We start from the raw sequence: 13,833 nt of genomic DNA, 5'->3' as shown, positions 1-13,833 counted from the left end.
TTAAACAACAAAACGACAACCCTACAGGAGAGAACAATGGAAACCATTACGCATGGTGCCGAATGGTTCATCGGGCTGTTTCAGAAAGGCGGCGAAGTGTTCACCGGCATGGTGACCGGTATTTTGCCGCTACTGATAAGCCTGTTGGTGATCATGAACGCGCTGATTAACTTTATTGGCCAACACCGGATCGAAAAATTTGCCCAGCGCTGCGCGGGCAATCCACTTGCCCGTTATTTACTGCTGCCCTGCGTCGGTACGTTTGTCTTCTGCAACCCCATGACGCTGAGCCTCGGGCGCTTTATGCCAGAGAAGTACAAACCCAGTTATTACGCTGCCGCGTCCTACAGTTGCCACTCGATGAATGGCCTGTTTCCGCATATCAACCCCGGCGAGCTGTTTGTGTATCTGGGGATCGCCAACGGCCTGACAACACTGGGCTTGCCGCTCGGCCCGCTGGCGGTGAGCTACCTGCTGGTCGGCCTGGTGACCAACTTCTTCCGCGGCTGGGTAACCGACCTGACCACGTCCATTTTCGAGAAGAAAATGGGCATTCAACTTGAACAAAAAGTCCAACTCGCTGGAGCAACATCATGACGCGCATAGTGATTGAAAAAGGCACCGGCGGCTGGGGCGGCCCGCTGGAAATCGACGCCAGTACTGAGAAAAAAATCGTCTATATCACCGCCGGTACACGCCCGGCGATCGTCGATAAGCTGGCGCAACTCACTGGCTGGCAGGCGGTAGATGGCTTTAAAGAGGGCGAACCGCCAGCAGAAGAGATCGGCGTCGCGGTGATCGACTGCGGCGGCACGCTGCGCTGCGGCATCTATCCGAAACGCCGCATCCCGACGGTGAATATCCACGCGACAGGGAAATCCGGCCCGCTGGCGCAGTACATCCTGGAAGATATCTATGTTTCCGGAGTGAAAGAGGACAATATCCATCTGCACGGTGACGCGCCAACCGCCGCGCCAAAACGCCCGGTCGCGAAGGATTACGACACCAGCAAAAAGATCACCGAGCAGAGCGATGGCCTGCTGGCGAAAGTTGGCATGGGCATGGGCTCGGCGGTCGCGGTGCTGTTCCAGGCCGGGCGCGACACCATCGACACGGTGCTGAAAACCATTCTGCCGTTTATGGCCTTCGTCTCGGCGCTGATCGGCATCATCATGGCCTCCGGGCTTGGCGACTGGATTGCCCACGGCCTCGCGCCGCTTGCCAGCCATCCACTCGGGCTGGTGACGCTGGCGCTTATCTGCTCCTTCCCGCTGCTGTCACCCTTCCTCGGCCCAGGTGCGGTGATTGCACAAGTTATCGGCGTGCTGATTGGCGTACAGATCGGCCTTGGCAATATCCCGCCGCACCTCGCCCTACCCGCACTTTTTGCCATTAACGCCCAGGCGGCGTGCGACTTCATCCCGGTCGGCCTGTCGCTGGCGGAAGCGCGTCAGGATACGGTGCGCGTCGGCGTGCCTTCAGTGCTGGTCAGCCGCTTTTTAACCGGTGCGCCAACGGTGCTGATCGCCTGGTTTGTCTCCGGTTTCATTTATCAATAAGGGGTGTTTTATGAGTGTGATTTATCAAACCACCATTACCCACATCGGTGAGAGCGCCCCGGACGCGCTGGGCGACAACATGCTGATTACCTTCCGCGAAGGCGCGCCTGCGGATGTCGCCGAGTTCTGTTTTATCCATAACCACGGTGCGCTTTCGGGCGCGCTGTTACCTGGCGCGCAGTTTGAACTTGGCGATCGTCGCTACCCGGTCACCGCCGTCGGCGATGTCGCCGAGCAGAATCTGCGTGAATTGGGACATATCACCCTGCGTTTCGATGGGCAAACGCAGGCGGAATACCCCGGAACGGTACACGTCGCAGGCCCGGTGCCGGACGGTATCGCCCCCGGCTGCATTTTGAAATTTGTCGCTTAAGTCGTAAGGAGAAGAGTATGAAACAGGTTGCCGTTGTCATTGGCGGAGGACAAACCCTTGGGGCGTTCCTTAGCCGTGGGCTTGCCGCAGAAGGTTACCGCGTGGCGGTAGTGGATATTCAAAGTGATAAAGCGGCAAATGTCGCCCAGGAGATTAACAGCGAGTTTGGCGAAGGGATGGCCTACGGCTTTGGTGCGGACGCCACCAGCGAGCACAGCGTGCTGGCGCTGGCGCGCGGCGTGGATGAGATTTTTGGCCGCGCGGATTTGCTGGTCTACAGCGCCGGTATCGCCAAAGCGGCATTTATCAGCGACTTCGCGCTCGGCGATTTCGATCGTTCCTTGCAGGTGAACCTGGTGGGCTATTTCCTCTGCGCACGCGAGTTCGCTAAGTTGATGATTCGCGACGGCATTCAGGGGCGCATCATCCAAATCAACTCCAAATCCGGCAAAGTGGGCAGCAAACACAATTCCGGCTACAGCGCGGCGAAGTTCGGCGGCGTGGGCTTAACGCAATCACTGGCGCTGGATCTGGCGGAGTACGGCATTACCGTGCATTCGTTGATGTTGGGTAACCTGCTGAAATCGCCAATGTTCCAGTCGCTTATCCCGCAATATGCCAGCAAACTGGGCATTGCGGCGGATGAAGTTGAGCAATATTACATCGACAAAGTGCCGCTCAAACGCGGCTGCGACTACCAGGATGTGCTGAACGTGCTGATGTTTTACGCCAGCCCCAAAGCCTCTTACTGCACCGGTCAGTCGATTAATGTTACCGGCGGCCAGGTGATGTTCTGATCCGCATGGCCCTCCGCGCGGGGGCCCGATTTAAAAGGAGAGTGCTATGGTTTCAGCCCTGATTACCGTTGCCGCCATCGCCTGGCTTTGCCAGATGGCGCTTGGCGGCTGGCAAATCCGCCAGTTTAACAAAGCGTTTGATACGCTGTGCCAGCGCGGGCGCGTCGGTGTTGGGCGCTCCGGCGGGCGTTTCAAACCGCGCGTGGTGCTGGCCGTCGCGTTTGATCAACAAGACCGCGTGACCGACACCCTGCTAATGCGCGGTCTCACCGTTTTTGCCCGACCAACAAAAATCGACCACGTAATGGGGATAAAAAGAGAGGAATTAGAGCCTGATGTGATCTTTCCCCATGATCCTGGCTGTCAGAATGCTCTATCATTAGCGCTTAAAATGAAACATTGATAATTTCGTTGTGAACGCTAATAGCTTGCGAAATTATCATTTCGCAACGTAACGCAGGATATCAGCGCCTATGAAACCACGTCAGCGTCAGGCGGCTATTCTTGAGCATCTGCAAAAGCAGGGAAAGTGTTCTGTTGAAGAGCTGTCAGCTTACTTCGACACCACAGGGACGACCATACGCAAAGATCTCGTCGCGCTGGAACATTCCGGCGCGGTGATCCGCACTTATGGCGGCGTGGTGCTCAACAAAGATGAAGCCGATCCCCCGATTGATCACAAGACGCTTATCAATACCGTGCAAAAAGGGCTGATTGCCGAAACGGCAGTGACCTACATCCACGACGGCGATTCGATCATCCTTGATGCGGGCAGTACGGTGCTGCAAATGGTACCGCTGCTCAGCCACTTCAATAACATCACGGTGATGACCAACAGTTTGCATATCGTTAATGCCCTATCTGAGCTGGATAACGAGCAAACGATCCTGATGCCGGGCGGCACTTTCCGTAAGAAATCGGCCTCGTTCCACGGCCAACTGGCGGAAAACGCCTTTGAGCATTTCAGCTTTGACAAGCTGTTTATGGGCACCGACGGTATCGATCTCAACGCGGGCGTCACCACGTTTAACGAGGTATTCACCGTCAGCAAAGCGATGTGCAACGCCGCGCGGGAAGTGATCCTGATGGCAGACTCCTCCAAATTTGGCCGTAAAAGCCCGAACGTGGTCTGTAGCCTGGAAAGCGTAGACAAACTGATCACCGACTCGGGGATCGCCGCCGACGTGCGTACCGCGCTGGAAGCCAAAGGGGTTGAAGTGATCATTGCCGGAGAAAAACATGAGTGAGTCATTAATTAACGCCGGACGGCAAACGCTGCTGCTGGAGCTTCAGGAAGCCAGCCGCCTGCCGGAGCGCCTCGGTGAAGCATTTGTGCGCGCCGCCGAAACCGTGCTGCGCTGCGAGGGGAAAGTGATCGTTTCCGGGATCGGCAAATCTGGTCATATTGGCAAAAAGATTGCTGCGACGCTTGCCAGCACCGGCACACCGGCGTTTTTCGTTCACCCGGCGGAAGCGCTGCATGGCGATCTCGGCATGATCGAAAGCCGCGACGTGATGCTGTTTATCTCCTACTCCGGTTCGGCCAAAGAGCTGGATCTGATCCTGCCGCGTCTTGAAGAGAAATCCGTCGCCTTGCTGGCGATGACCGGTAAACCGCGATCCCCGCTGGCGCTCGCCGCGCGAGCGGTGCTGGATATTTCAGTTGAGCGAGAAGCCTGCCCCATGCACCTGGCACCGACGTCCAGCACCGTCAACACACTGATGATGGGCGACGCGCTGGCGATGGCGGTCATGCAGGCGCGCGGGTTTGATGAAGAGGATTTTGCCCGTTCTCACCCGGCAGGCGCACTTGGCGCGAGGTTGCTCAATAAAGTGCACCATCTGATGCGCAAAGAGGAGCAGATCCCGCAGGTGCAGCTCACCACCAGCGTGATGGACGCGATGCTGGAACTGAGCCGCACCGGTTTGGGTCTGGTGGCGGTTTGTGACCAGCAGCGCCATGTAAAAGGGGTATTTACCGACGGCGATCTTCGCCGCTGGCTGGTGTCAGGCGGGGCGCTAACCGCGCAGGTGGATAACGCGATGACGCCCGGCGGCATCACGCTGGACGCGGGCAGCCGTGCCGTGGACGCCAAAGAGCGCTTAATGCAGCGCAAAATCGCCGCCGCCCCGGTGGTGGATGACGCCGGTTTATTGGTCGGCGCCATCAACCTGCAAGATTTCTACCAGGCTGGCATTCTGTAACGCTTCCGCACAGACGTTTCGCCAGTCGGTGCAGGTTAACAACATCCACCTGCACGATCCCTGCCAGGCGTGAATCCTTTAACGCTTTAACCACAGACGTTTCGCCAGCCGATGCAGGCTGGCAACGTCAATATGCCTATCTCTGGCAGGCATTGTTTAACGCTTCATCATGGGCGCGACGTCACGCGGCACGATCTCTGGCTGGTGGGAATGCGTTAACCCTTAAGCCCCAGACGTTTCGCCAGTCGGTGCAGGTTGGCGACATCCATCTCCAGACCGCGCGCGCAGGCCGCCCAGTTACCGCCCTGCTCTTCCAGCGTGCGGGTAATAAATGCGCGCTGAAAATCCTCCGTCGCATCGCGCAGATTTTGCTCCACGGGCAGCGGCGTTACCGGGCTGGATGGCTGCGCTGGTTCATCACTAAGCGCAAAATGGCGCGCTTCCAGCACCACGTCATCACGGTTACGCGTACCGCGCGCCAGCACCACCGCGCGGTGAATGGCATGTTCCAGTTCGCGCACGTTACCTGGCCAGCCATAACTCAGCAAATGCGCCCGCGCGCCGGGGCTTAGTGCCACTCTCCCCAACCCCAGCCGCAAACGACACTGCTCGCAAAAGTAGCCAGCCAGTAAAACAACATCTTCCCCCCGCTCGCGCAGCGGCGGTACAGAAAGCGGAAACACGCTCAAACGATGGTAGAGGTCGGCGCGAAAACTGCCGGCCAGCACCTCTTCGCGCAGGTCGCGGTTGGTAGCAGCCAGTACACGGACATCGACACGCAGGCTGCGGTCGTCGCCGATGCGCTGAATATCGCCGTATTGCAGCACGCGCAGTAATTTCGCCTGCAACGACAGTGACAGCTCGCCAATCTCATCGAGAAACAGCGTGCCGTTGTCCGCCATCTCGAATTTGCCACTGCGGTTGCTGATAGCACCGGTAAACGCGCCTTTAACGTGACCGAACAGTTCGCTTTCGGCCACACTTTCCGGCAGCGCGGCGCAGTTGAGATAGACCAGCGGATTGATGGCGCGTGGCGAACCTTCATGGATAGCTTTCGCCACCAGCTCTTTACCGGTACCGGTTTCACCGCTGATCAACACGTTCAGATCGGAAGCGGCAACGATATCGATCTCTTTTTTTAGCTGCTCCATGCCCGCCGACAGACCAATCATTTCGCTGCGCGCCACCTGTTCGAACGCCGCCGGTGCGCCGGGCAGCATATTCTGGCTCTCCAGTTGCTCTATCAGCAGCGCGTTGTTCAGCGCGCCTGCCGCCAGCGCAGCAATCAACCGCAGTTCTTCATCGCTAAAAGTGTCAAACTGATCCGGCGACATGCCATCAAGCGTCAGCGCGCCAATCAGGTTTTGCCCGGCGAACAACGGCAACCCAACGCAGGCGTGTACTTTCAGGCTCTCCTGGCCGGGGATCAGGCCATCATAGGGATCGGGCAAATCGCTATCGGCGGGAAAACGCACCACATCACCGGCGCGGGCGATCGCTTCCAGCCGTGGGTGGCCTTCCAGCGTAAAACGCCTGCCTAAAACATCCTGTGCCAGTCCGTCGATCGCCAGTGGAATAAACTGCCGTGCGTCGTAGCGCAGCAATGCCGAGGCATCACACTCCAGCACCTGACGCAGGGTGGTGATCAGCCGCTGGAAACGGTCCGCATGGCCGATACCGCTTTGCAGTTCTATGGCGATCCCCGCCAGGACATTTAGCGAAAAACTCATACCTACCTCACTGTCGTTTTGACAATGCATAGTGTCATATTGACTGTGCACGGCATAGTCATAATGACAATTTATTTTTTCAAAAAATCATTAAAACATTTATAAATCAATAAAATAAAAAGTTGGCACGCAACTTGATAATAGCCATACATCGAATTGAGAAAACTGCACAGGACAACTGATATGGCTATTCATGTAAAAAACAACATTCACTGGGTTGGACAACGTGACTGGGAAGTTCGCGACTTTCACGGCACCGAATATAAAACCCTGCGCGGCAGCAGCTACAACAGCTATCTGATCCGCGAAGGCAAAAACGTGCTGATCGATACCGTCGATCATAAATTTAGCCGTGAGTTCGTGCAGAACCTGCGCAGCGAAATCGATCTGCAGATGATCGACTACATCGTTATCAACCATGCGGAAGAAGATCACGCCGGTGCGCTGACCGAGCTAATGTCGTATATCCCCAACACCCCAATTTACTGTACCAATAACGCCATCGACTCGATCAACGGCCATCATCACCATCCTGAATGGAACTTCAACGTGGTGAAAACCGGCGACACGCTGGATATCGGCAACGGCAAACAGCTTATTTTTGTCGAAACGCCAATGCTGCACTGGCCGGACAGCATGATGACCTACATGACCGGCGATGCCGTACTGTTCAGTAATGACGCTTTTGGTCAGCACTACTGCGATGAACGTCTGTTCAATGATGAAGTTGATCAAACAGAACTGTTTGAGCAGTGCCAGCGCTACTACGCCAACATCCTCACACCATTCAGCCGCCTGGTGACACCGAAAATCACCGAGATCCTCGGCTTCAACCTGCCTGTCGATATGATTGCCACTTCACACGGCGTGGTATGGCGCGATAACCCGACGCAAATTGTTGAGTTGTATCTGAAATGGGCGGCGGATTATCAAGAAGATCGCATCACTATTTTCTACGACACCATGTCCAACAACACCCGCATGATGGCCGACACCATTGCACAAGGCATTAACGAAGTCGACCCGCGCGTGGCGGTAAAAATCTTCAACGTCGCCCGCAGCGATAAAAACGACATTCTGACCAATGTGTTCCGCTCCAAAGGCGTGCTGGTTGGCACCTCGACCATGAACAACGTGATGATGCCGAAAATCGCCGGGCTGGTTGAAGAGATTACCGGCCTGCGTTTTCGTAATAAACGCGCCAGCGCTTTTGGCTCCCATGGCTGGAGCGGCGGCGCGGTTGACCGCCTGTCGACCCGTTTACAGGACGCCGGTTTTGAGATGTCGGTCAGCCTGAAAGCAAAATGGCGACCGGATATCGACGCGCTGGAAGTCTGCCGCCAGCACGGGCGCGATATTGCCCGCCAGTGGGCGCTGTCGCCGCTGCCGGAACCGGTAAAAACATCAGCCGCCAGCACGCAAGAAACCTGTGCCTGCGCAGCCGCAGCAGCGGCCGATCTCGGCCCATCCATGCAGTGCAGTGTGTGCCAGTGGATTTATGATCCGGCAAAAGGCGAGCCGATGCAGGATGTCGCACCCGGTACGCCGTGGCGCGACGTGCCGGACAACTTCCTCTGCCCGGAATGTTCCCTTGGCAAAGAAGTGTTTGACGAACTGGCAACGGAGGCAAAATGAGCGCAGGTATTGTCATTATCGGTTCGGGCTTCGCCGCCCGAACATTGGTGAAAAACATCCGCAAACTGGACAGCGCCATACCATTGACGCTGATCGCCGCCGATGGCATGGAAGAGTATAACAAGCCGGATCTCAGCCATGTGATTAGCCAGGCGCAACGTGCTGAGGATCTGATTCGCCAGTCGGCGGGCGAGTTCGCTGAGCAATATAATCTGCGGCTGTTCCCGTACACCTTTGTCAGCGCCATCGACACGCAAGCGCGGGTGGTGAAAAGCGCCGACAAACAGTGGCAATACGACAAACTGGTGCTGGCTACGGGGGCAAAGGCGTTCGTTCCGCCGCTGCCGGGTCGTGAAAAAATGCTCACGCTTAATAGCTTGCAGGAGTATCACGCCAGTGAAACCACCCTGCGTGATGCCAGCCGCGTGCTGATTGTGGGTGCCGGGCTGATAGGCTGCGAGCTGGCGATGGATTTTCGCCGCGCGGGCAAAACCGTGACCGTGCTGGATAACGCAGCCAGTATTCTGCCTTCGTTAATGCCGCCGGAAGTGAGTGGCCGCCTGCAACACTGCCTGACGGCGCAGGGCGTGCGCCTGCTGCTGCAATCGCGTTTAGTGCAACTCGATGAGCATGAACAGGGGGTGCGTGCGCGGCTGGATGATGACCGTTATATCGATGCGGATGTGGTCGTCGCCGCCACCGGGCTGTCGCCGCAGGTGTCGCTGGCGCAGAACGCCGGGCTGGAGGTTGGGCGCGGGATCGTGGTGGACGGCACGCTGCAAACCAGCCATCCACACATCTTCGCACTCGGTGACTGTGCGCAGATTAACGGCCAGGTGCTGCCGTTCCTGCAACCGATTCAACTGAGCGCGATGACGATGGCGAAAAACCTCACCGGCAACAGCACGCAACTGGTGCTGCCCGCGATGCTGGTGAAGGTGAAAACGCCGCTGATGCCGCTGCATCTGGCCGGGGAAACGCACCGCACCGATCTGCGCTGGCACATTGCCACCGGGGCCGATGGCATGGTGGCAAAAGGGCTGGACACAGAAGGTAAACTGCGCGCGTTTGTGGTCAGCGAAGACAGAATGAAAGAGGCGTTTGCCCTGCTTAAAGCGCTGGCGGTATAGCCCGCGCTGCCGCTACCAGACCCTGGCCGAAGGCAATACCGCCATCACCGGCCGGGAGCTGGTGCGCAAACAGCAAAGTAAACTCCGCAAGATAGTGCTGTAAGCGTTTTTTCAGCAGGCGGTTATGCATTACGCCGCCGCTGAACACCAGCACATGAATGCCACGCAGTGCCGCTTCCTGCCGCACCAGCACGGCCAGCCCCTGCGCCAGCGCATCATGAAATGCCCATGCGCGTTCGGCTGGTGTAGCCTGCCAGTTCAGCCAGCTTTGCCAGAACGCCGCCAAATCCAGCATGGTTCCGCAAAGAGGCATCTGAACCGGATGTTCAACAGACGCCACGCTCGCCGCCAGCGCTTCCAGTTGGCAGGCCGCTTCGCCTTCATAACTCAGGTGCAGCGGCGCACAACCCAGTGCACAGGCAATAGCATCAAATAAGCGCCCGCAGGATGAGGCTTTCGGCGCATTAACGCCGCGCTCAATTGCGCGCGCCAGCATCGGCCAGTTCTGCCGCTGGATATCGGCGGTTTCCGGGTAGCGCTGCCAGTCAGGAACAAACTCCAGCATCTGCGCCAGCAAGTTGCGCCACGGCTGCTGCGCGGCTAAATCCCCGCCGGGGAGCGCCACCGCCGGTAACCCACCTACGTGTTCACACTCGCGGTAATTGACCCGCAGACATTCGCCGCCCCACAGCTCGCCGCCTTCGCCCATACCGATGCCATCAAGCGTTATTGCAATGACATCACCGCCTTCCAGCGGCCAGCCGTGTTCACCGAGGCAGGCTGCGGCATGAGCGTGATGATGCAGCACGGTCTGCACCGGCAGGCCATAGCTGCTGGCCCATTGATGCGTGCGGTAACCCGGATGAGCGTCTACCACCACCTGCTCCGGGTGGAAGTCGTAAATATCCTGCATCAGGCGCAGCGCACTGCGCCACTGCGCTTCGACGCCTTCATCGGTGAGATCGCCAAAATGCTGACCCGGCACAGCGCTGTTACCGCGCAGCAGGCAAAAGGTGTTTTTCAGATCTGCTCCCAGGCAAAGCATCGGCGGAAGATCGTTAAACCCCGGCGGCAACGACATCGCATCCGGCACATAGCCACGTGAACGGCGCAGCATCTCCCCGCTCGCACGCACCACGGAATCATCCATGCGCTGGACAATATCGCGATTGTGCAGCAAAAAGCCGTCGGCGATATCCGCCAGATCGCTTAACGCCTCGTCATTACTGATTACGGGCGGTTTTCCGCTGAGATTGCCAGACGTCATCACCAGCGGGCGCTGTAATTCTTGCGCTAGCAGGTGTTGCAGCGGATTGGCAGGCAGCATGACGCCCACTTCATCAAGGCCAGGCGCAATTGCCTCGCACAGCCCGCTCACGCGCTCTTTTTCCACCAGCACAATGGGTGCGGCGGGCGTCGCAAGTAAGCGCTGCGCCTGCGTCGTCACGCCTTCCGCGCCGGGTAACATCACCGCCAGCGGTTTTGCCGGGCGATGTTTTCGCGCGCGCAGATGCATCACCGCCGCCTGGCTCGTTGCATCGCAGGCGAGATGAAAACCACCAATGCCTTTTACCGCAACAACACCGCCGCTTTTTAGCAGCGCGATTGCCGCCTGGAGTGCTGCTTCCCCGCGTGCATGCTGTTCGCCGCTGCGCCATTCAAGCGCGGGGCCGCATTCATGACAGGCCACGGGCTGAGCGTGAAAACGCCGGTCCAGCGGATCGCGGTACTCGGCTTCGCAAACGGGGCACAACGGAAAGCTCGCCATCGCGGTGTTAGGCCGGTCATAGGGCATGGCGTGAATAATGGTGAAGCGCGGCCCGCAGTGGGTGCAGTTAATAAATGGGTAGCGGTAACGGCGTTCAGAAGGGTCGTTCATCTCCGCGAGGCAAGCCGGACAGGTTGCCGCGTCGGGAACAATTTGGGTATTCATTGCGCCACCCGCACTGTGGCGAATGGCGAAATCAAGCGGTAAAACGGACCAGCAAAACGGCGCGCTGGTCACCATATCAATGCGCGCCAACGGCGGGCACTGTTGCTGCAACAGGGCGAGAAATTCGCGCTCATTGCCGAGCAGGCGAACCTCCACGCCCTGCGCATCGTTACAGACATCGCCTTTCAGCCCGAGCTGTTGCGCCAGTTGCCAGACAAAGGGGCGGAAGCCCACCCCTTGTACTTTTCCGTACACGCGCAAACAGACACCGTTGCTGTTGACCGTGTCATCATTGCATTGCTGCATTGAGCAATCGACTCTTCATCTGTTGATAAGTGCTCTGAGTGTACTCTTCGGCCCAGCGCTGATCGTTGATCGCACTCACCCGAACTGCGCAATATTTGGTCTCCGGCGTTTTTGAAATCGGATCCAGATTATCCTGCGTCAGTTCATTACACGCACCAATCCACCACTGATAAGTCATATACACACTGCCGTGATTGACGCGCTCGCTAACATCCGCGCGGGTGATCACCTTGCCACGGCGCGACTCAACCCACACCAGTTGGCGATCCTGCACGCCCAGCGCCGCCGCATCGTCCGGGTTAATCTGCACAAAACCGGGTTCATCGGCGAGTGTTTGCAGCGCCGCACAGTTACCGGTCATTGAGCGGCAAGAGTAGTGCCCGACTTCACGCACCGTGCAGAGCACCAGTGGGAACTCATCATCCGGGCGTTCCGCTGGCGCACGCCACTGGGCAGCAAAAAGATGGCCTTTGCCGTCCGGCGTATCGAATTTGTTGTTCTGATACAGGTATGGCGTGCCGGGGTGATCCAGCGTTGGGCAAGGCCACTGAACGTGTCCCATATCGCCCATTTTTTCGTAGGTCACACCGTAAAATAGCGGGCACAACTCGCGCAGCTCATCCCAGATTTGCTGGTTGTTGTCGTAGTGCATCGGGTAGCCCATTGCCGTGGCGATCAGGCTAATGATTTCCCAGTCGCGCTTGACGTTGTACTTCGGCTCGATGGCTTTTTCAAAACGCTGGAAACCGCGATCGGCGCAGGTAAACACGCCACCATGCTCGCCCCAGGAAGTGGCGGGGAGCAGCACATCGGCTTGCTCGGCGGTTTTGGTCATAAAGATGTCCTGCACCACCACAAAATCGAGCGCTTCAAAGCCTTTACGCACCAGGCCCAAATCCGCTTCGGTCTGCAACGGATCTTCGCCCATGATGTAGTAGGCTTTCACTTTGCCTTCCAGCGCCAGATGCGGCACTTCGGTAATGCGCACGCCAACTTTGTCGTCCATCACCGCCGGGTCGATGCCCCAGGCTTTGGCGAATTTAGCGCGTACTTCCGGGTTTACCACATCCTGATAGCCAGGGAACTGGTTGGGGATCACACCCATGTCGCACGCGCCCTGCACGTTGTTTTGCCCGCGTACCGGGCCAACACCAACATGTTCACGACCAAGATTACCGGTGAGCAGCGCCAGGCTGGAGAGCCCTTTCACCACGTCCACCGCCTGGCCAAACTGCGTTACGCCCATGCCCCACATAATGGTGGCCGACGGCGCGGCAGCATAGGTGCGCATCGCCTGACGTACCTGTTTTGCCGGCACGCCGGTAATGTGTTCCACCGCTTCCGGCGCGTAATCTTTTACCGTTTCGCGGTACGCCTCAAGCCCGGTGGTAAAGCTGGCAACGTAATCTTTGTCGTAAAGTTCTTCTTCGAGCAGCACATAACCAAAGGCGTTGACCAGCGCCATATTGCAGCCGTTATTCAGTTGCAGGTGCTGGTCGGCAATACGCGCGGTTTCGATGCGGCGCGGATCGCAAACAATGATTTTCGCCCCTTTCTGTTTAGCTTTGATCACCCGGCGCGCGACGATCGGGTGTGAATCAGCACAGTTATAACCAAATACCAGCAAACAACTGGAATTTTCGATATCGCTGATGGAGTTACTCATCGCACCGTTGCCAAGCGTTTCCTGTAACCCGGCAACAGACGGGCCGTGGCAAACGCGCGCGCAGCAGTCGACATTGTTGGTATTGAGCACGCCGCGGGCAAATTTTTGCATGACATAGTTGGTTTCATTGCCTGTGCCGCGTGACGAGCCGGTAGTCATAATGGCGCGCGGGCCATATTTCGCTTTGATATCGCTAAGGCGTTTGGCGGTATAGCGGATCGCTTCATCCCAGCTAACCGGTGTGAGTTTGCCGCCTTTTTCGTAGCGGATCATCGGCTGGGTCAGACGCGGCGTCAGCAGTTTGGTGTCGTTGAGGAAATCCCAGCCGTAGTAGCCTTTCAGGCACAGTTCGTTCTGGTTAGTGTGGCCGTTGGCCGCTTCCGCACGGATGATTTTTCCGTTATCCACGACCAGTTTCAGTTTGCAGCCAGCGCCACAGTAAGGGCATACGCTCGTAATTTTTTTCATCAGTAACAGACCTGTTAAAAGTGAAATTCAG

12 protein-coding genes are annotated in these 13,833 nt (G+C 57.5%); 9 read left to right on the top strand and 3 right to left on the bottom strand.

What is annotated here, in order from left to right; all coding sequences use genetic code 11:
• The first annotated feature begins 36 nt into the window (after positions 1 to 36).
• From srlA to gutQ, 7 genes are all read left to right on the top strand, one after another.
• Positions 37 to 597, top strand: coding sequence for a PTS glucitol/sorbitol transporter subunit IIC (gene srlA / locus C813_RS28135; protein WP_017459307.1), 561 nt, complete (start codon positions 37 to 39; stop codon positions 595 to 597).
• On the top strand, positions 594 to 1,559 hold the full coding sequence (srlE, locus tag C813_RS28130) for a PTS glucitol/sorbitol transporter subunit IIB (RefSeq protein ID WP_017459306.1): 966 nt from the start codon (positions 594 to 596) through the stop codon (positions 1,557 to 1,559). Before srlA ends, srlE begins: the two co-directional genes overlap by 4 nt.
• A gap of 10 nt (positions 1,560 to 1,569) precedes the next feature.
• Positions 1,570 to 1,932: a PTS glucitol/sorbitol transporter subunit IIA gene (gene srlB / locus C813_RS28125; RefSeq protein ID WP_017459305.1), complete on the top strand. Its 363-nt coding sequence runs from the start codon at positions 1,570 to 1,572 to the stop codon at positions 1,930 to 1,932.
• 17 nt (positions 1,933 to 1,949) lie between these two features.
• Positions 1,950 to 2,729, top strand: coding sequence for a sorbitol-6-phosphate dehydrogenase (srlD, locus tag C813_RS28120; protein ID WP_017459304.1), 780 nt, complete (start codon positions 1,950 to 1,952; stop codon positions 2,727 to 2,729).
• Positions 2,730 to 2,775: 46 nt separating this feature from the next.
• Positions 2,776 to 3,132, top strand: coding sequence for a transcriptional regulator GutM (gutM, locus tag C813_RS28115; RefSeq protein WP_017459303.1), 357 nt, complete (start codon positions 2,776 to 2,778; stop codon positions 3,130 to 3,132).
• 70 nt (positions 3,133 to 3,202) lie between these two features.
• The gene (srlR, locus tag C813_RS28110; protein WP_017459302.1) at positions 3,203 to 3,976 is read left to right on the top strand and encodes a glucitol operon DNA-binding transcriptional repressor SrlR; all 774 of its coding nucleotides are present in this window, start codon (positions 3,203 to 3,205) and stop codon (positions 3,974 to 3,976) included.
• A complete protein-coding gene (gutQ, locus tag C813_RS28105; RefSeq protein ID WP_017459301.1) occupies positions 3,969 to 4,934 on the top strand; it encodes an arabinose-5-phosphate isomerase GutQ in 966 nt (321 codons plus the stop codon). Before srlR ends, gutQ begins: the two co-directional genes overlap by 8 nt.
• A gap of 215 nt (positions 4,935 to 5,149) precedes the next feature.
• On the opposite strand, the gene norR is transcribed toward gutQ, so the two are convergent.
• Positions 5,150 to 6,664 carry a nitric oxide reductase transcriptional regulator NorR gene (norR, locus tag C813_RS28100; RefSeq protein WP_017459300.1) on the bottom strand — a complete coding sequence of 505 codons (1,515 nt, stop codon included), beginning with the start codon at positions 6,662 to 6,664 and terminating at the stop codon, positions 5,150 to 5,152.
• A 183-nt stretch (positions 6,665 to 6,847) separates the two neighbouring features.
• On the opposite strand from norR, the gene norV reads away from it, so the two are divergent.
• Positions 6,848 to 8,299 carry an anaerobic nitric oxide reductase flavorubredoxin gene (gene norV / locus C813_RS28095; RefSeq protein WP_017459299.1) on the top strand — a complete coding sequence of 484 codons (1,452 nt, stop codon included), beginning with the start codon at positions 6,848 to 6,850 and terminating at the stop codon, positions 8,297 to 8,299.
• Positions 8,296 to 9,429, top strand: coding sequence for an NADH:flavorubredoxin reductase NorW (gene norW, locus C813_RS28090; protein WP_017459298.1), 1,134 nt, complete (start codon positions 8,296 to 8,298; stop codon positions 9,427 to 9,429). Before norV ends, norW begins: the two co-directional genes overlap by 4 nt.
• Here the strand turns inward: norW and hypF are convergent.
• Both hypF and fdhF read right to left on the bottom strand, forming a co-directional pair.
• A complete protein-coding gene (gene hypF / locus C813_RS28085; protein WP_017459297.1) occupies positions 9,410 to 11,668 on the bottom strand; it encodes a carbamoyltransferase HypF in 2,259 nt (752 codons plus the stop codon). The genes norW and hypF overlap by 20 nt on opposite strands.
• Positions 11,652 to 13,802 (bottom strand): formate dehydrogenase subunit alpha, encoded by a 2,151-nt coding sequence (gene fdhF / locus C813_RS28080; RefSeq protein WP_017459296.1) that lies wholly within the window; start codon positions 13,800 to 13,802, stop codon positions 11,652 to 11,654. Before fdhF ends, hypF begins: the two co-directional genes overlap by 17 nt.
• Positions 13,803 to 13,833: the final 31 nt, after the last annotated feature.

The sequence above is a fragment of the Kosakonia sacchari SP1 genome (assembly GCF_000300455.3).
In the GTDB taxonomy this organism is placed as follows: Bacteria; Pseudomonadota; Gammaproteobacteria; order Enterobacterales; family Enterobacteriaceae; genus Kosakonia; species Kosakonia sacchari.
The sequence above is the reverse complement of the archived record's forward strand: the minus strand, read 5'-3'. Positions and strand labels throughout refer to the sequence as shown.

Excerpts from the sequence above, each read along its gene's own strand:
- srlB (WP_017459305.1), top strand. The coding sequence starts at position 1,570 with ATGAGTGTGATTTATCAAACCACCATTACCCACATCGGTGAGAGCGCC.
- norW (WP_017459298.1), top strand. The coding sequence starts at position 8,296 with ATGAGCGCAGGTATTGTCATTATCGGTTCGGGCTTCGCCGCCCGAACA.
- gutQ (WP_017459301.1), top strand. The coding sequence starts at position 3,969 with ATGAGTGAGTCATTAATTAACGCCGGACGGCAAACGCTGCTGCTGGAG.
- srlE (WP_017459306.1), top strand. The coding sequence starts at position 594 with ATGACGCGCATAGTGATTGAAAAAGGCACCGGCGGCTGGGGCGGCCCG.
- hypF (WP_017459297.1), bottom strand. The coding sequence starts at position 11,668 with ATGCAGCAATGCAATGATGACACGGTCAACAGCAACGGTGTCTGTTTG.
- srlR (WP_017459302.1), top strand. The coding sequence starts at position 3,203 with ATGAAACCACGTCAGCGTCAGGCGGCTATTCTTGAGCATCTGCAAAAG.
- fdhF (WP_017459296.1), bottom strand. The coding sequence starts at position 13,802 with ATGAAAAAAATTACGAGCGTATGCCCTTACTGTGGCGCTGGCTGCAAA.
- norR (WP_017459300.1), bottom strand. The coding sequence starts at position 6,664 with ATGAGTTTTTCGCTAAATGTCCTGGCGGGGATCGCCATAGAACTGCAA.
- srlD (WP_017459304.1), top strand. The coding sequence starts at position 1,950 with ATGAAACAGGTTGCCGTTGTCATTGGCGGAGGACAAACCCTTGGGGCG.
- gutM (WP_017459303.1), top strand. The coding sequence starts at position 2,776 with ATGGTTTCAGCCCTGATTACCGTTGCCGCCATCGCCTGGCTTTGCCAG.
- srlA (WP_017459307.1), top strand. The coding sequence starts at position 37 with ATGGAAACCATTACGCATGGTGCCGAATGGTTCATCGGGCTGTTTCAG.
- norV (WP_017459299.1), top strand. The coding sequence starts at position 6,848 with ATGGCTATTCATGTAAAAAACAACATTCACTGGGTTGGACAACGTGAC.